Source organism: Bradyrhizobium sp. U87765 SZCCT0048 (genome assembly GCF_018131225.1).
GTDB lineage: Bacteria > Pseudomonadota > Alphaproteobacteria > Rhizobiales > Xanthobacteraceae > Bradyrhizobium_A.
The window spans coordinates 241,665-261,097 of sequence record NZ_JAFCMM010000006.1 but is presented as its reverse complement, the minus strand read 5'-3'; the positions used below and the strand labels follow the sequence as shown (position 1 = coordinate 261,097).

Here is a 19,433-nt window from a genome sequence, read left to right as displayed (position 1 = left end):
GAACCCGTCACACCCGATGATAATCGCGATACCATTGCACGAATTTCCTAACGCCCTGTTCGATCGAGGTCGACGGCCGGAAGCCGACGTCGCGCGTCAGGTCGTCGACATCGGCGAAGGTCGCCGGCACGTCACCAGGCTGCATCGGCAGCAGTTCCTTCAGTGCGTTACGTCCCAGCTCCTGCTCCAGCAGCGCGACCACATGCATCAGCTCTTCCGGACGATTGTTTCCGATGTTGTAGACCCGCCAGGGCGCCGAACTCGTGGCGGGGTTGGGGCGAGCGCCGTCCCATGCCGGATCGGGCTGCGGCACATGGTCGATCAGGCGGACGATCGCCTCGACGATGTCGTCGACATAGGTGAAGTCGCGCCGCATGTTGCCGTCGTTGAACAGCTTGATCGGTCGTCCCTCGACGATCGCCTTGGTAAACAGATACATCGCCATGTCAGGGCGCCCCCACGGGCCGTACACCGTGAAGAAGCGCAGGCCCGTCACCGGAATGCGGAACAGATGGCTATAGGCATGGGCCATCAGTTCGTTCGCCTTCTTGCTCGCGGCATAGAGGCTGATCGGATGGTCGACGCTGTCCTGCACCGAGAACGGCAGCCTGGTATTGCTGCCGTAGACCGATGACGACGATGCATACAGCAGATGGCCGCAGCCGTGATGGCGACAGCCTTCGAGCACATTGGCAAAGCCGGTGTAGTTCGAGGTCATGTAGGCGTGCGGATTCTGCAGCGAATAGCGCACGCCGGCCTGCGCGGCGAGATGCACCACGACGGGAAAGCGCTCGCGCGCGAACAGGGCCGTCATGCCGTCCTGATCGGCGAGATCGAGCCGGACGAACCGAAAGCGCGGATCGTTGCCGAGCACGTCGAGCCGCGCCTGCTTCAGCGCCGGATCGTAGTAATCATTGAGGTTGTCGAGACCGACCACGGCGCGTCCGGCCTGCAACAGTCGCTGGCTGACATGAAAGCCGATGAAGCCGGCCGCGCCCGTCACCAAGATTGCCGGATTGCTCATCGGTGTTGCTCCTGCAGGCGATGCCGAGGAACCGGCATCCGATCACACGCGGAGCCTGTCGGCCGCGCCCGTTCCCCGATCAAGGCGTTATCGTGTCGATCTGCCATGCGCGATCTCGAGCCCGAACCCGTGAGGCCGGTCGCCCGGCGCGCCTCTTTAGCTGTCCGCCGGCCAGCCCCGCAAGGGCGCGCGGGATCTCATGGTGAAGGCCTGTCTGGACGGCAGATGCGCGGCACGTCCAGGGCGGGCCTGCTCCGCCCCGCAGGCAGGCTTTCCTATTGCCTTACGGAGCCGAAAGCCATACCTAGCCCCTGCGCTGCCAGCCCGGAGGGACCACGTCGGGGCTGGTGGGACCACGACGCAACATGTTCGCAAAACAGCCAGATTTTTGGGCATTTGGCTGCTTTCCCCCGACCGAAGGCCCTTCCGGCCCGCCATGCGCAAGTTTCTCCTCGTTGCTCTCAAGATCCTCGTGTCCGGCGCCCTGCTTTACCTGGCGCTGCGCGGGGTCAACCTCAAGGCGATCCTGGCGCGCGTCAACCAGATCAGTTTCGGCTGGATCGCCTTCGCGATCGCCGTGACGCTGCTGCAGATCCTGCTCGGCGCGCTGCGCTGGCGCGAAATCACGGCGCTGTGCAACGCGCCGCTGTCAGCGGCGCAGTCGCTGCGCTTCAACCTCATCGGCTCGTTCTTCAACCAGACCCTGCCGTCGTCGATCGGTGGCGACGCGGTCCGCCTCTGGCTGGTCAGCCGTACCGGCGCAGGCTGGCGCGCGGCGACCTACTCGGTGCTGGTCGACCGCGCCATCGGCCTGATCGCGCTGGCCATCCTGATCGTCGGCAGCCTGCCGTGGAGCTATCAACTCATCAGCGATGCGCATGGCCGCGCCGCATTGTCGCTGATCGACTTCGCGGCCCTCGCCGGCGGCCTCGGCTTCCTCGCCTTCGGCCGGCTGCCCTGGACCTGGCTGACACAATGGCTGCCGACCAAGCATATCCATGCCTGCGCGGTGATCGCCAACAAGGTGCTGTTCAGCCGCCGCACCGGCCCGATCGTCGCGGTGCTGTCGATGATCATCCATGTGCTCACCGCGGTGATCGCCTGGGGTGTCGTGCGCTCGATCGCGGCGCCGGCGACATTTACCCAGGTGCTCCTGCTGATCCCGCCGATCATCCTCATCACCATGCTGCCGATCTCGATCGCCGGCTGGGGTGTGCGCGAGGCGACGATGATGGTGGCGTTCGGCTATGCCGGCCTGCCGCCGGAAGACGGCCTCGTGGTGTCGCTGCTGTACGGCGCGGTGTCGTTCGCAGTCGGCGCGTTCGGCGGCCTCGTCTGGATTCTCAGCGCCGAGAAGGCCGCCAAGGGCGGCGCGACGATGGAATTGCAGGAACAGTGACGCTGCGGCGAGCCGTGGACGCCGCCGCCTACTGCGCCTTGATCCGGAAGAACGCGAACACCACCATCTTCAGCAGCATCCAGCCATGGGTGAAGCGCGAGATCTGCGTCTCGCCATAGCTGCGTGCGGCATAGCGGATCGGCATGTCGATCGACTTGAGGTTGAGCTTCGACGCGCCGAAGATCAGGTCGAAGTCGCCAAACGGATCGAAATCACCGAAATAGTCCTTGCCCGCCTTGAGCCGCTGGTAGTCGGTCCGGCGCAGCACCTTGGTGCCGCACAGCGTGTCCGTGTAGCGCTGGTTGAGCAGCCACGAGAACAGATAGGAGAACGTGCGGTTGGCGATGAGGTTGAGAAACCGCATGGCGCCGTCGTCCATCGCATAGACGAGGCGCGACCCGTTGATGAACTCGCCCTTGCCCGAGGTCATCGCCTCCCAGAATTTCGGCAGTTGCTCCGGCGGCATGGTCAGATCGGCATCGAGGATCATCAAGACATCGCCCCGCGCGACGTCGAACGCGGTGAACACGGCGTCGGCCTTGCCCTTGCCCGGCTGCACCATGGTCTTGATGTCGAGATGCGGATAGGCCGCCTTGACCCGCTCCATCTCGGCAAGGGTGCCGTCCTTGCTGTGGCCCTCGATGAAAATGATCTCGAGATCGTCACAGAAGCGCGGAATGCGCTGCACGGCCGGCTCGATGTTGCCACGCTCGTTGCGCGCGGGCACCACCACCGTGGCCGAGCGGATGTCGGCGGCCGCGCGTGCCGCCGGCAGCGAACGGCAGACCGCATAGTGACGCAGCGCCAGCGCGCGAAAGCCCGGCAGAATGCTGACGAAGCGGTTGATGGCCCGCCCGAGCCCGAACAGGGCGACCGGCGACAGCACACGCCGCTCCGATTTCACCACATCGAAGTCGGCGAGCGCGGCGAACGCCCGCACGTCCGCCGGAGACAGGATGTTCTGCGCGGGCGTCGGCATCCGCCATCCGGCTCGCTCGGCGAAGCGCAGCAGCGGATGCCACAGGTGCGAGTAGTAGCCGATGACAAGGCGCGTCTCACGGCCGCACAGCGCCTGCAACTGCGCCAGAAACTGCTGGCAGTCGTCGATTGCGCCGATGGTGTCGAGGACGACGATGTAGTCGAACGGCCCCTCGAGCGCCGCGATGGTCGCCGGATCCTCGGCGTCGCCGACCACAAAGGTCAGGTCCGGATGACGGGCACGCGCCTGCGCCACCATCGCCGGGCTGAGGTCGACCCCCACGCCATGGGAGGGCTTGAGCGCCGCCAGGGTGTCACCGGTGCCGCAGCCGATTTCCAGCACCCGCGCGCCCGCCGGAATGAGGAAGCGCAGATAGGCCTCGTCCTCGCCATGGAAGAAGCCGGCCCGCTCCCGCCAGGCGGCGCGCGTGGCTGCAAACCGTTCGGAATGGGCAAGGATCGCCGTCTTGCGGCTGAAGGGAACCGTCATGCCGGAACGTGTGCTGGCGTGCGATGATGTCGTGATGGCGGGGCGTCCGTCCACCGAAGCCGATGGCCGGCAAGCACCCCATTACTTAATTACCTCAATTGAGTCGAGAGCCTGACAACGCCACGATCCAGAAATGTCGTCAGGAGGCGGGCGGCACGATCACCGCCGACACCTGCGCCGGCCGCCCCGCATAGCCCCACAGCTGCGGCCGGACGGAGAACGACAGGGTCTGGGCTCCGGTCACCGCCGAGGCAACCTGGCGCATCCAGGTCAGGCACTCCGGCTCGTCCTGGGAGCAGACCACGGCCCACCCTCTCTTCAGGACGGCGGGCGATGGAACGCGCCACACCGCGGTCTCATCATAGATGGGCGCGTAGAGGGGATGATCGCCGTCATAGAAGCTGACGCCCATCGCCAGGACGTCGCCGGTAATGGTCGGCAACGGCGCAGCGGCCCGCGCATGCCATTGCCGCTCGAACTCCTGGGCAGCGAGCTCGTAGTAGTTGCGCCCTTCCTTGAACGGCGTGGCATTGCGATAGACCGCATGCACGGGCGCGAAGATCAGCGCCAGCACGGTCGCGACCAGCGACAGCGCCGCCAGCCAGTCGACCGCCGCGCGGCTGACGGCGAAGGTACAGGCGCAGACCATCACCAGCAGGAACAGGAACAGGCCCTGCGCTGCCCAGGTTGCCGTGATGGTGCTGCCCAGCACGACGGTGACCAGCGGCGGGACGATCACGGTCGCGATCCCGACCACCAGCAGCAGCCTCAGCCCGCTGTCGAGACGCCGCAAACCATCGAGATATGCTCGCCGCTGCGGCCAGATCACGAGCGCGAAAATGGCCACCGGCAGCGCCAGCGTGCCGACGACGCCGAGCAGAAAGCCGATTGCCGAGATCGCGGCCCCCGCAACCGTCGCACCACCATGCGCCGCGAGCGCATAATCGAACGGGCCGATGCCCGACGTCGCCAGCCAGTAGGCATGAGGAAGCAGCGGCGCCACACCGACCGCGATGGACAGCCACGGCGCGGACGACCGGAAATAATCCCGCCGCCGCGGATGGCAGAGCGCCGCCACCAGGAACCCGACAATGAGGAAGGCGGAATAGTATTTGCCGAGCATCGCCAGCGCGCCGACAAACCCGGCCGCCGCCGCCCAACCCGCCGCCCGCGTCTCGAACGAGCGCAGGAAGCACAGCGTCGCCAGCGGCCACAGCGGCAGCAGCACCGCATTGGCGTTGAACCGTTGCGCGTGAAACTGATAGACCGGAAGCCATAACAACAGCAGCAACAGCAGCGCGCGGCGGTCCCCCCCGACATAACGCCGGGCGATCAGATCGACGGCCCACAACGCCAGCGCGGAGTTGACCATCGCCAGCAGTTGAAATGACCACTCGGTGAGCGGAAACACCGCCGACCAGCCGCGCGCGATCCAGCCCATGAGCGGCGGATGCTTGTTGCTGCCCCACGCCAGCGTCCGCCCCATCGACCAGGCCTCGATCGTGTCGGGGTGCAGATCACCGCTGAGATAGGCGACATGCAGGATCGCCACCCATAACGCGACAAACATGACGAGCGCGAGCGGGATGCCCCAGCCGCGCTCGATGCCGCCGATCCAGGCGTCGAAGGGGCGACGCCAGCGCGCAGCGGGCACCGCGGCCGGGATCGCGGAAGAAACCGTCATGGACGCCCCCGACATGCACGCCGAAATACGTCGCTCACGGCCATCATCGGTTCAAATATCCAAAACCCGCCGGCCCGGCCCCCACCATTGGGCGTTCACCGCAATCATCCGGCTGACATATGCGCGCTGCCCGGAACATTCCTGCCGTGGCGGCGCCTGATCAATCAACAATGGCAAAAGCCTATCTGGCCATCTGTCTCACGGTCAATCCCGTCACCGCCCGTTGATCGCCTGTGGGGAAAAATGCGCGCTTCACTTGTGTCCCGCACGGCACAGCCGTTAGCGTGGCGGCGAGTGAAATCGCGACGAGATTTGCGCGTGCCTGCGGTGCCCTTCCCTTCCAGCGTCCTGCGCCCGCGCGCCTTCGCCGTGCTGGTGTTCGCGCTGCTGTTGCCGGCGGCGCTGGCCTGGCTGGTGTTTCCGACGCCGCTCTACGACACGCGCGAGCTGATCGCCTGGGGACGGCACCTGTCGCTGGTGACGCCACTGCATCCGCCGATGATGGTCTGGATCGGTGGCGCGGTCGACTGGCTGTTCGGCCCTTCGTCGGCGATGACGATCCTGATCGGCCAGGCCCTGCTGGCGATCGGACTGGTCTATCTCTACGCCATCACGGCCCTTGTGACGACGCCGGGAAATGCCGCGCTGTTCGTGTTTCTGTTCGGCACCTCGGGCTATGTCAGCTTCGCGCCACTGTCGTTCGCGCTCAACGCCGACATCCTGCAACTGACGTCATGGCCGGCGATCGTGTTCCACTATCTGCGCGCGGCCCGCACCGACCGGCGTGCGCACTGGCTGGCGTTCGGGGCGTGGTCGGGCATCGCGGTGCTGACCAAGTACAATGCCGCCGTGCTGTTTCTCGGCATCGGCATCGCCGCTCTCGCGGTCGCGCCCTTCCGTGCGACGCTTCTGCGGCCCGGCTTCTATCTCGCCACCGCCGTCGGCCTTGTCATTGTCGCGCCGCACGCCGTCGCCGTGCTCGACCATCGCTCGGCGGTGGACTGGGGGCTGGCCCATTTCGAGCGGGCCGGCGTCGAACAGACGTTGAGCCGCCTCTACGAATATCTGCTCGGCTACCTCATCTGCTTCCTGCCCGGCGCCGTCATCATCGCCGCGGGCCTGATGAAACGGGTGCTGACGCCGTCGCCGCCGTCGACCGCGCCGGCGCCCGACGACGTCCGCTTCCTGGTGGCGATGAACCTCGCGATGCAGGCGATCCTGCTCGGCCTCGTGCTGTTCGCCGGGCTCGACTACCTGTTCCGGTTCGACGCGCCCTACGCCATGCTGGCGGTGCCGGCGCTGGCCCCGCTGGTGCGTTTCACCGACCGCACGGCGCGCTGGTTCGAGGTCGAGGTGACCGCAACCATCGCAGCCCTCTACCTGACGGCGGGCATCGTCCTCGTCGTGGTCTACACGTTCTTCGCCAGCCACACCGGCATGCAGGAGCCGACCGCGGCCGCGGCCGACGCCATCCTCGCCGACTGGCGCACCCACTATGCCTGCGGACCGGCCGATGTGTTCGGCGGGCGGCGCAGCGTCTACGGCATCGGCATCGCCATGCCCCGCGCCGTGACCGCCCTCGAGTATCGCACCATCGCCAACGCGCCATGGTTCGACCCGGCGGACCTGCGCGCCCGCGGCGCCGTGCTGCTCGACGACACGGCGGAGGCGGAAGCCTATCTGCCGGGCCTCGCGACCACGCCCGCCAGACAGATCACCCTGCCGCTGCGGCGCACGCATGCGCCGAGACACATCACCTACACCTACCGTTTCGCACCGCCGCAGGCCTGCCCGCCCGGCAGCCATGCCGCCGGACCGCAGGGGTGACCCGATGACATCGACCAGCCTTCCCGCCGCGCGCCGGCGCGCTCCGGCTTCCGCCGCGCCCGCCGACGCCTGGATCGCCGAGCGCCGTGAACGCCTCTCCAGCGGCCAGGACACCACACACCTGCGGCTGCTGCTGGCGGTCATTGCCACGCTCACCCTCGCCCGCCTCATCGGGCTGCGGCTGTCGGTGGTCGACCTGTTCTATGACGAGGCGCAGTACTGGACCTGGGCGCGCGATCTCGCCTTCGGCTACTACTCCAAGCCGCCGCTGCTCGCCTGGCTGCTGGCGGGCACCCGCCAGGTGTGCGGCGACGCCGAATGGTGCGTGCGCGCGCCGGCGCCGCTGCTCTATGCCGCGACCAGCCTTGCGGTCTACTTCACCGCGCGCCTGCTCTATGACGAGCGGACCGGCTTCTGGGCCGCCGTGCTGACCGCGCTGACCACCGGCGTGGTGTTCTCCGCCCGCATCATCTCCACCGACGTGCCGCTGCTGCTGTTCTGGACGCTGGGGCTGCTCGCCTACCTCCACCTGCTGATCGCGCCGTGCTGGCGCTGGGCCGTCGTGCTGGGGCTCGCGCTCGGGCTCGGACTGCTGTCGAAATACGCCATGATCTACCTGCTGCCCGGCATGCTGCTGGCGGCGATCGTCAGCCCGCGGGCGCGCGCGATCTTCCGCGAGCCGCATGTCTGGGCGGCCCTCGGCCTCGGCGCGCTGGTGGTGATGCCCAACATCCTGTGGAATGCGAGCCATTCGTTCATGACGTTCCGCCACACCGGCGACCTCGTGCTCGGCGAGCAGTTCCGCCCGAACATCGGCCGCGTGCTGGAATTCTTCGGCGCCCAGTTCGGCGTGTTCGGACCGGTGGTGTTCGCGGTGATGATTGCCGCGACCATCAAGCTGCGGACCACCGAGCTGATCGCCCAGGACCGCCTGATGGTGTGCTTCTTCGTGGTGCCGGTGGTGCTGATCACGCTGATCGCGGTCGGCGTCCACACCTACGCCAACTGGGCCTCGGTCTCCGCGATCGCCGGCCTGATCCTGACCGCGGGCCTGTTGCTGCGCACCGGCCGGCGCGGCTGGCTGGTCGCGAGCCTCGTCCTCGGCGTCGCGCTGCAGGCGCTGCTGCTGGTCACCGACACCGTGGCGACGCAGATCGCCCTGCCGCTGCTGAAGAAGCCCAACCCCTACAGCCGCACGCTGGGCTGGAAGGCCTACGCGGAGCGGGTCGGCCAACTTGCGGGCGAGATCGGCGCGCCGAGCATCGTCAGCGACGACCGTGGCGAGGTGGCGGCGCTGCGCTATTACCTGCGCCGGCGTCCCCTGCCGATCCTGTCATGGGGCACCACCGACAGCCCGCAGTTCGACATCGCCCATCCGCTCACGAAGGATGCGCCGCAGCCGCTGCTGTTCGTCACGTCCTGTCCGGACACGGACCGCGTCCAGCCGTTCTATGCCGGCGTGGACAATCTCGGTGGCTTTGCGACGCCGGCCAGCACCACCGGCCAGCGCGGCTTCCACGCCTGGCGGCTGACGCAGCCGCGCGGCGCGATCGGCATTCTGCAGGAGTGCAGCCAGTAACGCCGGCGGCGACCGCGACGGATCAGGCCTGCCCGCGCAGCCGTGCCGGCATCAGCCGTTCGGCGAGCCTGTTCAGGCTCTCGGTCAGGTTGGACGGCGCCTCGACGATGATGCCGCGCGCGATCGACCAGTAGCTGAGCCCGCTGACCACCACCAGCATGATGTATTGCAGCGCCACCGCGGCAGGCACCCGCACGGAAATGGTCGAAAGGGCGAAGCCGGCGATGCGCACCACCAGCACCGTCAGCAGCAGGCTGGAGACCGCGAAGTTGCGGCTCTGGCGCGTGGTGCGGGGCATGCCGAGAAAAGCGAACGCCAGCAGCGCGAACGCGATCGGGTACAGCGGCGCGAAGATGCGGTTGTGGAACTCGGCGCGGAACTCACCCGGTGCGCGAACATAGAACGGATCGTCCGCCGGCGGATTGAGCAGTTCGGGCGTCAGGCGCTCGGACACGTTGTAGGTGACGTTCTGCGGACCGCTGGAGAACTGCGACAGGTCGAAGGCGTAGCTCTTGAACGCCACCAGCGCCGGATCGCGCTTGCCGGTCTCGAACTGCTGCAGGTTGCCGTCCTCCAGGATCAGGAACGAGCCGCGCTCGTTCTTCACCACCGTGCCGCGGTCGGCGACGATGTTGACGCGCTGCGCCGGGTCGCGCTTGTCGTCGATGAACAGGCCGCTCAGCACGCCGCCGGGGCGCCGCTCCTGGATGCGGATAGTGAGCTTGTCGAGCTTGATGAACTGGCCGGGCTGAATGATGTTGGCGACGACGTCGGCGCCGAGCTGGGTGTTCCAGCGTCGCAGCGTTCGCAGCGCCTCCGGCGCGATGTACAGCGAAATGATCGCGACCAGCGCGCTGACCAGCACGGTCGCGATCATGAACGGCCGCAGGAAGCGCAGCGGCGGCATGCCGGCGGCGCTGACCACGATGATCTCGGAATCGGTGGCGAGGCGGTTCAGCGTATACATGGTGGCGACCAGCACCGCGACCGGCGAGATGATGGCGATCAGCAGCGGAATGGCGAGGCCGGAGATCCCCAGGAACACGATGATGGTCTGGCCCTGGCTGGTCATCAGATCGATGTTGCGCAGCGCCTGGGTGATCCAGATCACGCCGGTCAGCGAGATCAGAACGATCAGGAACGACGTCAACGTCGTCTTGATGACATAGCCGTCGATGGCACTGATCATTGTTCGCATCGTGACGCCGCCGTAAGGGGTTGCCGACGGCGCCAGGCACCCGCACCGTGACGCCCGTGGTGACGGGATACGGGGGCGCGGCGGACGCCGCCGCCTATTCGTTGTAGTTGAAGTACTTGAAACCGTGCTGTTTGACCAGCTCGTCGCGCTGCGCCGATTTGAGGTCTTCCTGCATCATTTCCGCCACAAGTTGGGCAAACGATGTCTGCGGCGACCAGCCGAGATTGCGCTTGGCCTTGGAGGGATCGCCCAGCAGGGTTTCGACCTCGGTCGGCCGGAAGTAGCGCGGGTCGACCTCGACGACGCAGGCGCCACTCGCCGCATCATAGCCTTTCTCGTCGACGCCCTCGCCCTGCCAGCGCAGCACGATGCCGGCCTCGCGCGCCGCGAGCTCGACGAACTCGCGCACCGAATGCTGCTCGCCGGTGGCGATGACGTAGTCCTCGGCGGTCTCCTGCTGCAGCATCAGCCACTGCATCTCGACATAGTCGCGGGCATGGCCCCAGTCGCGGCGGGCATTGAGGTTGCCGAGATAGAGGCGGTCCTGTAGGCCGAGCTTGATGCGCGCCAATGCCCGCGTGATCTTGCGGGTGACGAAGGTCTCGCCGCGCACCGGGGACTCGTGATTGAACAGGATGCCGTTGCAGGCATAGATGCCATAGGCCTCGCGATAGTTCACCGTGATCCAGTAGGCGTAGAGCTTGGCGACCGCGTAGGGCGAGCGCGGATAGAATGGCGTCGTCTCCTTCTGCGGCGTCTCCTGCACGAGGCCATAGAGCTCCGATGTCGAGGCCTGGTAGAAGCGCGTCTTGCTCTCGAGCCCGAGAATGCGGATCGCCTCCAGCAGGCGGAGCGTGCCGAGCGCGTCGGAATTGGCGGTGTATTCCGGCTCCTCGAACGACACGGCGACATGGCTCTGCGCCGCAAGATTGTAGATCTCGTCCGGCTGCACCTGCTGCACGATGCGGATCAGGCTGGTGGAGTCCGTGAGGTCGCCGTGATGCAGCCTGAAGTCGTGCCCTTCCTCATGCAGGTCGTGATAGAGGTGATCGATGCGGTCGGTGTTGAACAGCGAGGTCCGGCGCTTGATGCCGTGCACGCTGTACCCCTTCGACAGCAGCAACTCCGCGAGGTAGGCGCCATCCTGGCCGGTGACACCGGTGATCAGTGCGGTCTTCTTCGGCATGCGATCCTTCCAAGAGGCTGCGTTTCACGAAGTGGTCGTCAGCAAAAATATCGACGCATCGGCATCGACGACGTTGCTGCGGCGCGCGGTCCGTTAAAGCAGCTTTATCCGGCAGGATTGGCAATGACAATTGCGCGGGCTGTGAGCGCTCGTGGCAGGGTTACCATTCGTCCGGAAACACCCGCTGCACACAGGCAATATCATACGGATCTGGACGAGCCACGAGACGCCAACAAGATGGGCAATCGGACTCAACGCCCTTAACTCGGGAACGGATTATTCTCCCAACGGCAATTTCTTTAACATTTTCATAATGCTTAGACCTTCATTGCCGCGCAGTGGATTTTCACGTGAACCTCCTCTGCATGCTTTGACGCACTTTTTTATCCGCAGGAACTGACCACGACACCGATGCCTCGACAGGCGAGTGTAAACGCCGCACCGCTCGTATAATCGAATTATTCGGCTAGTGATTTCTGTCGCCCCGAACAAAGAAGACTTTGACGAAGCATCCGGCACCAACTTCTGATTAGCTGGCGCCCAACAAGACTTTTAGTACCCCCTGCGGCGAGTACTTATTTCTTTCGCGAGCGCAACGATCTTGTCGGATTCGATAGCGCGGTAGGGCTCACGAGGCTTTCCGTAGATGCGCGGATATCGATTCTTGAATACCGGCGCTCCGCTTAAAAACACGTCCGACAAAAAATTCTCGAAGAACTTGAAGCGCTGGGTAATAGCATCGATTGTCTCGTCGCTTACAGTCTCAATAACAGACCTATCGTCTCCGCCGTCATACCTTGCAGTGATCTCTTCAATTAGTGAAAGATCGTATGAGGTCGTATCCGCGGGACGCCCCAAGGCTTCCCAAGCAACGTATGAGACATCGCAAAATTTCCGAGACGCAGCTTCGTTAAGACGACCAACCTCCATGAATTCAGGATGCGCCCGAACAGCTTTCGCATCGACACCGATGCAGTGCAGAAAATCTGACAGAAGATCGTTGTCAACAAACGAATCCCGATCAAAAATTCGCACATCGACGTCGAGCTCACCGAAAGCTCCAGCAGCAAACGATATAAAGCGCCAAATCCCCTCCTCGTAGTGCCGGGACAAAACCTCAATCCCTTCCTCGATGGAAAGCGGCCCGCAAACATTAGGCAAACTCGGCACAACGGCATTATAGGGCTCTGCAAATTCAGCGACCCAAGATAAAATCAAATCCGCCGGTCGACGTACGTAGAGCACGAATTTCGTCGGCAAACCGTCGAGGGCAGGATGACGCAAGCTCCAAGGCCTAAAGAAAAGCCCCTCTTCAGAAATAACGACTTTCGGAAGCCGACGAAGTTTGCGCTTTGCTTCATCATTCCTAGAATGGTCCCACATAAAGTCCGCATTTGTATAGCGCGGCAGGTCGAGCGCCGGCGGAAACACATATGGGTAGGAAATGCCGAACTTCTCAAAAACGCGAGCATTCTCGTAGAACGTTTTTTGGATATAGGTCGAACCGGTCTTGACGGGGCCGATATGAATGTACGCGCGCGTTCTAGTGGCCATACGAGAAGCTCTGTACACTCTTGCTGCCTTGCTTGTTCATAAAACAGCTGCTGGATAATGCGGTCCCCTTGGGGTCATACTGGACAGAGCCTGCATGTCAACCGCGTGCGGCGTAGGACACGCTACTGTCGGTTACTGCTGTTGCACAGCACGTGGACAACACTCGACATTATATCTCTGAAGTAGATTTTGTAGAAATCACGCGCAATACGTTACGCTTCTGCCGAGAAACACAGAGGTCGATTTCGAGCGCTGTAAAAAGTTGCAGCGCTAGGCCGCCGCGCGCACGTAGAGACCACCTTCCAGATCACCGATCACATGAACCTCAACATCGGTGGGCGCGGGTCGAAGCACGGATCGAAGCAAATGGTCGTCCATTCGCCATCGGGTGTAGCGGATTTGAAATGCACTCAGCGCGTCATGTTGCATAAATGCAACACCTCGCGTATTGACAGCGCCCGCATATTCGGTTGAGACCACGTCACCAAAACCATGGCGGCATGCTTTTGCCGCCGGAATTGCGGGCAGACCGCCTCGATTGGTCAACAACTCAGCTGCGATCAAGATGGCCGGTTCCCCTTCCTCCTCCCCCTCCTCCAAATGCGTTGCGATCCTGCTCGGGACGTGGAACGGCGGCCCGTATCTGCTGCCGCAGCTGCAGTCGTTCGCCGCTCAGACCCACGCCAACTGGCGTCTCTACGTCTCCGACGACGGCTCCTCGGACGAAACCCTGGCGGTGATCGCGCGCTTTGCCGCGACCGTGCCCCAGCCCGTCGAGGTCATCGCCGGCCCGCGCCGTGGCTTTGCCGCCAATTTCCTTGGTCTCGCACGCAATCCCGCCATCCAGGGCGACTATTTCGCGTTCAGCGACCAGGACGACATCTGGCATCCCGACAAACTGGAACGCGCCGTGGCATGGATGGCGACGGCCCCGGATGACGAGCCGGCGCTGTACTTCTCGCGGACCGCGCTGATCGAGGCCAACGGCACGCCGATGGGCACCTCGGTGCTGTTCACGCGGCCCCCGAGCTTCCAGAACGCCCTGGTGCAGAACATCGGCGGCGCCAACACCATGCTGTTCAACCGCGCCACCAAGCGACTGCTGGAAGAGATCGACGGCGACATCGCGTCCCACGACTGGGCGGCCTACCAGCTCGTCACCGCCGTGGGCGGCCGCACCTGCTACGATCCCGCGCCGACCCTCGCCTACCGCCAGCACACTTCCAACACGCTGGGGTCGAACCGCCACCTGTCGGCCCACATGCGCCGGATCCGGATGCTGTTCGCCGGGCAGTTTGCCACATGGACCGAGACCAATATCGCCATGCTCGGCCAGTTCCGCGCCCGCATGACCGAAGACAGCCGCAAGAGCCTGGAATTTTTTGCGAAAGCCCGGGCCGGGGCGCTGCCATTTCGGATATACAACCTCAAACGATCCGGGGTTTACCGCCAGACGCTTCTCGGCAACCTCGGCCTTCTCACCGCGGCGATTTTCGGAAGGTTTTGAATGATGGCGATCGGGTCGGCAGATGCGTACAAGGCGCGCCCTGTCCTGGTGACGGGCGGCGCGGGCTTCATCGGCGCCAATTTCGTGCTCGACTGGTGCGCCGCCGAGGCCGCCCCCGTCGTGACGCTGGACAAGCTGACCTACGCCGGCAATCTCAACAACCTGGTCGGCCTGCAGGGCCATCCGCGGCATAGCTTCGTGCAGGGCGACATCGGCGACGCCGGCCTCGTCGCCTCGCTGCTCGCCCGCCACAAGCCGCGCGCGATCATCAACTTCGCCGCCGAATCCCATGTCGACCGTTCGATCCACGGCCCTGAGGATTTCATCACCACCAACATTGCAGGCACCTTCCGCCTGCTGGAGTGCGCCCGCACCTACTGGCTCGACCTGCCGGCCGGAGAGCGTGACGGCTTCCGCTTCCTGCATGTCTCGACCGACGAGGTCTACGGCTCGCTGACGCCGACCTGCGCGCCGTTCAGCGAGACCAACCGCTACATGCCGAACAGCCCGTATTCGGCGTCGAAGGCCGCGTCCGATCACCTGGTGCGCGCCTGGCACCACACCTACGGCCTGCCGACGCTGATCACCAACTGCTCGAACAACTATGGTCCCTACCAGTTTCCCGAGAAGCTGATTCCGCTGGTGATCGACCGCGCCCTCAACGGCCAGCCGCTGCCGATCTATGGCGATGGCCAGCAGGTGCGCGACTGGCTGTATGTCGGCGACCACTGCAGCGCCATTCGCCGCGTGCTCGCGGCGGGCGCGCCCGGCGAGACCTACAACATCGGCGGCAACAACGAGATGGCCAACCTCGACGTGGTCAAGACGATCTGCGCCCGCCTCGACGGCCTCAAGCCGCGCGCCGACGGCCGCCCCTATGCCGAGCAGATCACCTTCGTGAGGGATCGCCCCGGCCACGACCGCCGCTACGCCATCGACGCCGACAAGATCCGCCGCGACCTCGGCTGGTCGCCGAGCGAGACTTTCGAAAGCGGCATCGGCAAGACCGTCGACTGGTATCTCAACAATTCCGACTGGATCGCCAACGTGACGAGCGGCGCCTATCGCAATTGGATCGAGAAACAGTACGCATGAATGTCCTGATCTTCGGCCGCAACGGACAGGTCGGCACCGAGCTGCAGCGCGCGCTGCAGCCGCTCGGCGCGATCACCGCCGCCGGACGCAGCGATGTCGACTTCGCCGACCCCGCCGCGCTGCGCGCGTTCCTGGCGACCCGCGCGCCCGACGCCATCGTCAACGCCGCCGCCTACGCCCATGTCGACAAGGCCGAGGACGAGCCCGAACTCGCCCGCACCGTCAACGTCGACAGTGTCGGCGTGCTGGCGGAGTATGCCCGCGCCCGCGGCATCTGGCTGGTGCATTACTCGACCGACTACGTGTTCGACGGCGTCTCGACGCGGCCCTACACCGAGACCGACGCCACCAACCCGCTCGGCGTCTACGGCCGCACCAAGCGCGATGGCGAGCTTGCGATCGCCGCCTCGGGCTGCCACCACCTGATCTTCCGCACCAGTTGGCTGCATGCGCCGCATGGCGCGAACTTCATCGCCACCATCCTCAAGCTCGCCCGCACGCGCGACAAGCTGCGGGTGGTCGCCGACCAGCTCGGCGCGCCGACCGGCGCCGATCTCGTCGCCGACGTGACGGCACTGGCACTCAAGCAGGCGCTGGCGAAGGATACGCCCTCCGGGATCTATCACCTCACCTGCACCGGCGCGACGAGCTGGTACGGTTACGCGCGCTATCTCCTGCAGATCGCCGGCGCCAGCGGCGTCAGGCTCGCCTGCCCGCCCGACGCGGTCGATCCGGTGACGTCGGCCGAATACGCCGCGCGCGCCGTGCGCCCGCACAATTCGCAGATGGACACCACCCGGCTGGTCCGGCAGTTCGACGTGACGCTGCCCGACTGGCGCCCCGGCGTCGAGCGCACCGTGCGCGCATTGATCGAGAAGGCAACATGACACGCAAAGGCATCGTGCTCGCGGGCGGCTCCGGCACCCGCCTTCACCCGGCGACCCTGTCGATCTCCAAGCAGTTGCTGCCGGTCTACGACAAGCCGATGATCTACTATCCGCTGACCACCCTGATGCTGGGTGGCCTGCGCGACATCCTGATCATCTCGACGCCCGAGGACACGCCGCGCTTCCAGCGCCTGCTGGGCGATGGCCACCAGTGGGGCATCAACCTGTCCTATGCGGTGCAGCCGAGCCCCGACGGGCTCGCGCAGGCGTTCCTGATTGCCGAGGATTTCCTCGCCGGCAGCCCGAGCGCGATGGTGCTCGGCGACAACATCTTCTTCGGCCACAGCTTCGACCAGTTGCTGGCGCGCGCCGACGAGCGGACACACGGTGCAACGATTTTCGCCTACCACGTCCAGGATCCGCAGCGTTATGGTGTCGCCGAGTTCGATTCGGACGGCAAGGTCGTCAGCATCGAGGAGAAGCCGGAGCGGCCGCGCTCGTCCTACGCCGTCACCGGTCTTTATTTCTACGACGACACCGCCGTCGCGCGCGCGAAAGCCCTCAAGCCATCGCCGCGCGGCGAACTCGAGATCACCGATCTGAACCGCCTCTATCTCGACGACGGCCAGCTGCGGCTCGAGGTCATGCGCCGCGGCTACGCCTGGCTCGACACCGGCACGCACGACTCGCTGCTGGAAGCGGGCCAGTTCATCGCAACGCTGGAAAAGCGCCAGGGCTTCAAGGTCGCCTGCCCCGAGGAGATCGCCTGGCGCAAATCGTGGATCAACGACGAGCAACTGCTCGCGCTGGCCAAGCCGCTGGGAAAGAGCGGCTACGGCCGCTACCTTGAAAATCTGCCCCGGGAACAGCCCCTGAAATGAAAGCCACCCGCCTCGCCATCCCCGACGTCGTCCTGCTGGAGCCCACGGTTTTCGAAGACGAGCGTGGTTGTTTTTTCGAGAGTTTCAGCCAACGCGAGTTCGAGCGGCTGATCGGCACCGACGCCACATTCGTCCAGGACAATCACTCCGTCAGCCGGAAAGACGTGCTGCGCGGGCTGCACTACCAGGTCGCGCCGCATGCCCAGGGCAAGCTGGTTCGCGTCGTCCGCGGCGCCATTTTCGACGTTGCCGTCGACATCCGCGAGCATTCGCCGACGTTTCGGCGCTGGGTCGGCCATCGGCTGAGCGCGGAGAACCGGGAGCAGATCTGGATTCCGCCCGGCTTCGCCCACGGGTTCGTGGCACTCGAGGACGTATCCGAGGTCGTCTACAAGACCACCGACTATTACGATCGGGCCAGCGAGCGTGTCATTCCCTGGAGCGACCCGACGATTGGCGTCGCGTGGCCGGTCAGCACCCCGATCCTGTCCCCCAAAGACGCGGCCACGTGAGCGTCAGCTGCCTCCACGGAGCCCTTTCCCGTCCTGTTCGACGGGATGACGGGTCTTACGACTGAACAAGCTGGCCGTGCTCCATTCGGATCCGGCGATTGCAGAAGCGGTTGAGCAGCTCTTCCGCATGGCTAGCGATCAGCACGATCGAGGTCTTCTCGAACAGGCGCTCGATCCTCTGCTCGGCTTTCTTCTGGAACTCGGCATCGCCGGCGCCAATGCCTTCATCGACGAGAAGGATATCGCTCTCGCGGGCGGTCGAGATCGCGAAGGCGAGGCGCGCCGCCATGCCCGCTGAATAGGTCTTCATCGGCAGCGTCAGAAAATCTCCGAGCTCAGTGAATTCGGCGATGTCATCCAGCTTCGATTCGATCTCGCGCCTCGACATGCCCAGCAACTGGCCACGCAGATAGATATTCTCGTAACCGGTGGCCTCCAAATCCATGCCCGCCGACGGGTCGAGCAGGGTGCCGACCCGCCCCTCGATATCGATACGCCCCGCCGTCGGCTTGTAGATACCGGAGAGCACGCGCAGCAGGGTAGACTTGCCGGAGCCGTTGTGCCCGGTCAGGCCTATACGGTCTCCGTCCTTGATCTCCAAATTGAGAGCATCGATGGCGCGAACTACGACGATATCGTGCGCGCCCGCGGTCACCTTACCCCCAGTCGCCTGGGCAATGATGCTGTTCTTCAGCGAGCGCGAACTGGCTCCGAAGATGGCGAATTCGACCGTCAGGTCGGAGATCGTTATGTACGCCATGCCGATCTCACACCCAGTAAGCGACGCGCGGATAGGCGCGCCGATAAAGCAACATGGTCAAACCACAGCCCAGCACAGCACAGCCGAGAGCGACCGCCCAAGAATGCCAGGATGGCACGCCCCCAAGGAGCGGGGTCCGGACAATCTCGAGCAGGTGATAGATCGGATTCCAGAGAATGAACGACGGCCGCCGCGGCAGCGTCTGCGCCGACCAGAACACAGGCGTCACGAAGAAGATAACCTGAAGCACGCTCGCCGCCACCTGTGGAATGTCCCGATAGCGCGCAGAGAGAACCGCGAAGGCGATGGACGACCAGCCGACATTGACCAGCATGAGGATGAAGCCGGGGATCGCCAAGAGATAGTTCCAGTTCAGCGGGTGCGGAAAGACCACTAGAACGAGAACATAGATGGTCATATTGAAGCCGAGAATTATGACATTCCGCGCGATCATCCGGTAAACGTGAACGCTGAGCGGGATCGGAACGTTGCGGATGTAGTCCGCACTAATGATGAAAACGTTCGAGCCTTCATTCACACATGTACTGAAGAAGCCCCACAGGATAAGTCCTACCGAGATATAAGGCAGCGTCCCGGCGATGTCCTGCTGGAAAACTGTCGAAAACACCAGCCCCATGGCGCCCACCATGATGCCCATGCTGAGGGTGAGCCAGAAGGGGCCGATCAGCGATCGACGAAATCGCTGCCTGATATCGTGCAGCGCAAAGCGCCACCACATCTCGTAGTGACGCCCGCCTTCGAGAAGATCGTGGACTGCCTGAGCCGGAATCGCTGTCGCCGTGATCGTGTAAATCGGCTTCGCCTTGACAGTCTCTAACATCCACTCAACCGGTCAAAATTTTTGCCAACCA

17 protein-coding genes are annotated in these 19,433 nt (G+C 64.6%); 8 read left to right on the top strand and 9 right to left on the bottom strand.

The annotated features are described in order from the left end of the window. Positions 1 to 7: 7 nt before the first annotated feature. The gene (locus JQ639_RS31345; RefSeq protein WP_211963758.1) at positions 8 to 1,024 is read right to left on the bottom strand and encodes an NAD-dependent epimerase; all 1,017 of its coding nucleotides are present in this window, start codon (positions 1,022 to 1,024) and stop codon (positions 8 to 10) included. Between the two features lie 436 nt (positions 1,025 to 1,460). Here JQ639_RS31345 and JQ639_RS31340 point away from each other — a divergent pair, with 436 nt between their 5' ends. Beyond that, the gene (locus JQ639_RS31340; protein ID WP_211963756.1) at positions 1,461 to 2,423 is read left to right on the top strand and encodes a lysylphosphatidylglycerol synthase transmembrane domain-containing protein; all 963 of its coding nucleotides are present in this window, start codon (positions 1,461 to 1,463) and stop codon (positions 2,421 to 2,423) included. Between the two features lie 28 nt (positions 2,424 to 2,451). On the opposite strand, the gene JQ639_RS31335 is transcribed toward JQ639_RS31340, so the two are convergent. Continuing rightward, positions 2,452 to 3,891 (bottom strand): glycosyltransferase, encoded by a 1,440-nt coding sequence (locus tag JQ639_RS31335; RefSeq protein WP_211963754.1) that lies wholly within the window; start codon positions 3,889 to 3,891, stop codon positions 2,452 to 2,454. A gap of 139 nt (positions 3,892 to 4,030) precedes the next feature. Continuing rightward, positions 4,031 to 5,575 carry a glycosyltransferase family 39 protein gene (locus tag JQ639_RS31330; protein ID WP_211963752.1) on the bottom strand — a complete coding sequence of 515 codons (1,545 nt, stop codon included), beginning with the start codon at positions 5,573 to 5,575 and terminating at the stop codon, positions 4,031 to 4,033. 318 nt (positions 5,576 to 5,893) lie between these two features. Between JQ639_RS31330 and JQ639_RS31325 the strand changes: the two genes are divergently transcribed. Further along, positions 5,894 to 7,402, top strand: coding sequence for a glycosyltransferase family 39 protein (locus JQ639_RS31325; RefSeq protein ID WP_211963748.1), 1,509 nt, complete (start codon positions 5,894 to 5,896; stop codon positions 7,400 to 7,402). A gap of 4 nt (positions 7,403 to 7,406) precedes the next feature. After that, positions 7,407 to 8,981 (top strand): ArnT family glycosyltransferase, encoded by a 1,575-nt coding sequence (locus JQ639_RS31320; protein WP_211963747.1) that lies wholly within the window; start codon positions 7,407 to 7,409, stop codon positions 8,979 to 8,981. Between the two features lie 22 nt (positions 8,982 to 9,003). Here the strand turns inward: JQ639_RS31320 and lptF are convergent, their stop codons facing one another. The 4 genes from lptF to JQ639_RS31300 all read right to left on the bottom strand — a co-directional run bounded on the left by lptF (position 9,004) and on the right by JQ639_RS31300 (position 13,483). After that, positions 9,004 to 10,167, bottom strand: a complete 1,164-nt coding sequence (gene lptF, locus JQ639_RS31315) for an LPS export ABC transporter permease LptF (protein WP_211965039.1) — start codon at positions 10,165 to 10,167, stop codon at positions 9,004 to 9,006. Positions 10,168 to 10,273: 106 nt separating this feature from the next. Continuing rightward, on the bottom strand, positions 10,274 to 11,365 hold the full coding sequence (gmd, locus tag JQ639_RS31310) for a GDP-mannose 4,6-dehydratase (protein WP_211963746.1): 1,092 nt from the start codon (positions 11,363 to 11,365) through the stop codon (positions 10,274 to 10,276). Positions 11,366 to 11,917: 552 nt separating this feature from the next. Then, complete coding sequence (locus JQ639_RS31305; RefSeq protein ID WP_211963745.1) at positions 11,918 to 12,919, bottom strand: hypothetical protein; 1,002 nt, start codon at positions 12,917 to 12,919, stop codon at positions 11,918 to 11,920. A 270-nt stretch (positions 12,920 to 13,189) separates the two neighbouring features. Next, entirely contained in the window at positions 13,190 to 13,483 is a 294-nt protein-coding gene (locus JQ639_RS31300; RefSeq protein WP_211963743.1) for a hypothetical protein, read from the bottom strand. A 1-nt stretch (position 13,484) separates the two neighbouring features. On the opposite strand from JQ639_RS31300, the gene JQ639_RS31295 reads away from it, so the two are divergent. From JQ639_RS31295 to rfbC, 5 genes are read left to right on the top strand one after another with little or no spacing between them, the layout of a single operon-like run. After that, positions 13,485 to 14,426, top strand: a complete 942-nt coding sequence (locus tag JQ639_RS31295; protein WP_211963741.1) for a glycosyltransferase family 2 protein — start codon at positions 13,485 to 13,487, stop codon at positions 14,424 to 14,426. Continuing rightward, on the top strand, positions 14,427 to 15,521 hold the full coding sequence (gene rfbB / locus JQ639_RS31290; RefSeq protein WP_249122866.1) for a dTDP-glucose 4,6-dehydratase: 1,095 nt from the start codon (positions 14,427 to 14,429) through the stop codon (positions 15,519 to 15,521). Then, on the top strand, positions 15,518 to 16,408 hold the full coding sequence (gene rfbD / locus JQ639_RS31285; protein WP_211963740.1) for a dTDP-4-dehydrorhamnose reductase: 891 nt from the start codon (positions 15,518 to 15,520) through the stop codon (positions 16,406 to 16,408). Before rfbB ends, rfbD begins: the two co-directional genes overlap by 4 nt. Continuing rightward, positions 16,405 to 17,289 (top strand): glucose-1-phosphate thymidylyltransferase RfbA, encoded by an 885-nt coding sequence (rfbA, locus tag JQ639_RS31280; protein ID WP_211963737.1) that lies wholly within the window; start codon positions 16,405 to 16,407, stop codon positions 17,287 to 17,289. Before rfbD ends, rfbA begins: the two co-directional genes overlap by 4 nt. After that, positions 17,286 to 17,801 carry a dTDP-4-dehydrorhamnose 3,5-epimerase gene (gene rfbC, locus JQ639_RS31275; RefSeq protein WP_211963735.1) on the top strand — a complete coding sequence of 172 codons (516 nt, stop codon included), beginning with the start codon at positions 17,286 to 17,288 and terminating at the stop codon, positions 17,799 to 17,801. Before rfbA ends, rfbC begins: the two co-directional genes overlap by 4 nt. Positions 17,802 to 17,856: 55 nt before the next feature. Here rfbC and JQ639_RS31270 read toward each other — a convergent pair whose 3' ends face one another. Then, positions 17,857 to 18,561 (bottom strand): ABC transporter ATP-binding protein, encoded by a 705-nt coding sequence (locus JQ639_RS31270; protein ID WP_211963733.1) that lies wholly within the window; start codon positions 18,559 to 18,561, stop codon positions 17,857 to 17,859. Positions 18,562 to 18,568: 7 nt separating this feature from the next. Beyond that, positions 18,569 to 19,402, bottom strand: a complete 834-nt coding sequence (locus tag JQ639_RS31265; protein ID WP_211963731.1) for an ABC transporter permease — start codon at positions 19,400 to 19,402, stop codon at positions 18,569 to 18,571. Positions 19,403 to 19,433 lie beyond the last annotated feature (31 nt).

Excerpts from the sequence above, each read along its gene's own strand:
- JQ639_RS31345 (WP_211963758.1), bottom strand. The coding sequence starts at position 1,024 with ATGAGCAATCCGGCAATCTTGGTGACGGGCGCGGCCGGCTTCATCGGC.
- JQ639_RS31340 (WP_211963756.1), top strand. The coding sequence starts at position 1,461 with ATGCGCAAGTTTCTCCTCGTTGCTCTCAAGATCCTCGTGTCCGGCGCC.
- JQ639_RS31335 (WP_211963754.1), bottom strand. The coding sequence starts at position 3,891 with ATGACGGTTCCCTTCAGCCGCAAGACGGCGATCCTTGCCCATTCCGAA.
- JQ639_RS31330 (WP_211963752.1), bottom strand. The coding sequence starts at position 5,575 with ATGACGGTTTCTTCCGCGATCCCGGCCGCGGTGCCCGCTGCGCGCTGG.
- JQ639_RS31320 (WP_211963747.1), top strand. The coding sequence starts at position 7,407 with ATGACATCGACCAGCCTTCCCGCCGCGCGCCGGCGCGCTCCGGCTTCC.
- gmd (WP_211963746.1), bottom strand. The coding sequence starts at position 11,365 with ATGCCGAAGAAGACCGCACTGATCACCGGTGTCACCGGCCAGGATGGC.
- JQ639_RS31305 (WP_211963745.1), bottom strand. The coding sequence starts at position 12,919 with ATGGCCACTAGAACGCGCGCGTACATTCATATCGGCCCCGTCAAGACC.
- JQ639_RS31295 (WP_211963741.1), top strand. The coding sequence starts at position 13,485 with ATGGCCGGTTCCCCTTCCTCCTCCCCCTCCTCCAAATGCGTTGCGATC.
- rfbB (WP_249122866.1), top strand. The coding sequence starts at position 14,427 with ATGATGGCGATCGGGTCGGCAGATGCGTACAAGGCGCGCCCTGTCCTG.
- rfbD (WP_211963740.1), top strand. The coding sequence starts at position 15,518 with ATGAATGTCCTGATCTTCGGCCGCAACGGACAGGTCGGCACCGAGCTG.
- rfbA (WP_211963737.1), top strand. The coding sequence starts at position 16,405 with ATGACACGCAAAGGCATCGTGCTCGCGGGCGGCTCCGGCACCCGCCTT.
- rfbC (WP_211963735.1), top strand. The coding sequence starts at position 17,286 with ATGAAAGCCACCCGCCTCGCCATCCCCGACGTCGTCCTGCTGGAGCCC.
- JQ639_RS31270 (WP_211963733.1), bottom strand. The coding sequence starts at position 18,561 with ATGGCGTACATAACGATCTCCGACCTGACGGTCGAATTCGCCATCTTC.
- JQ639_RS31265 (WP_211963731.1), bottom strand. The coding sequence starts at position 19,402 with ATGTTAGAGACTGTCAAGGCGAAGCCGATTTACACGATCACGGCGACA.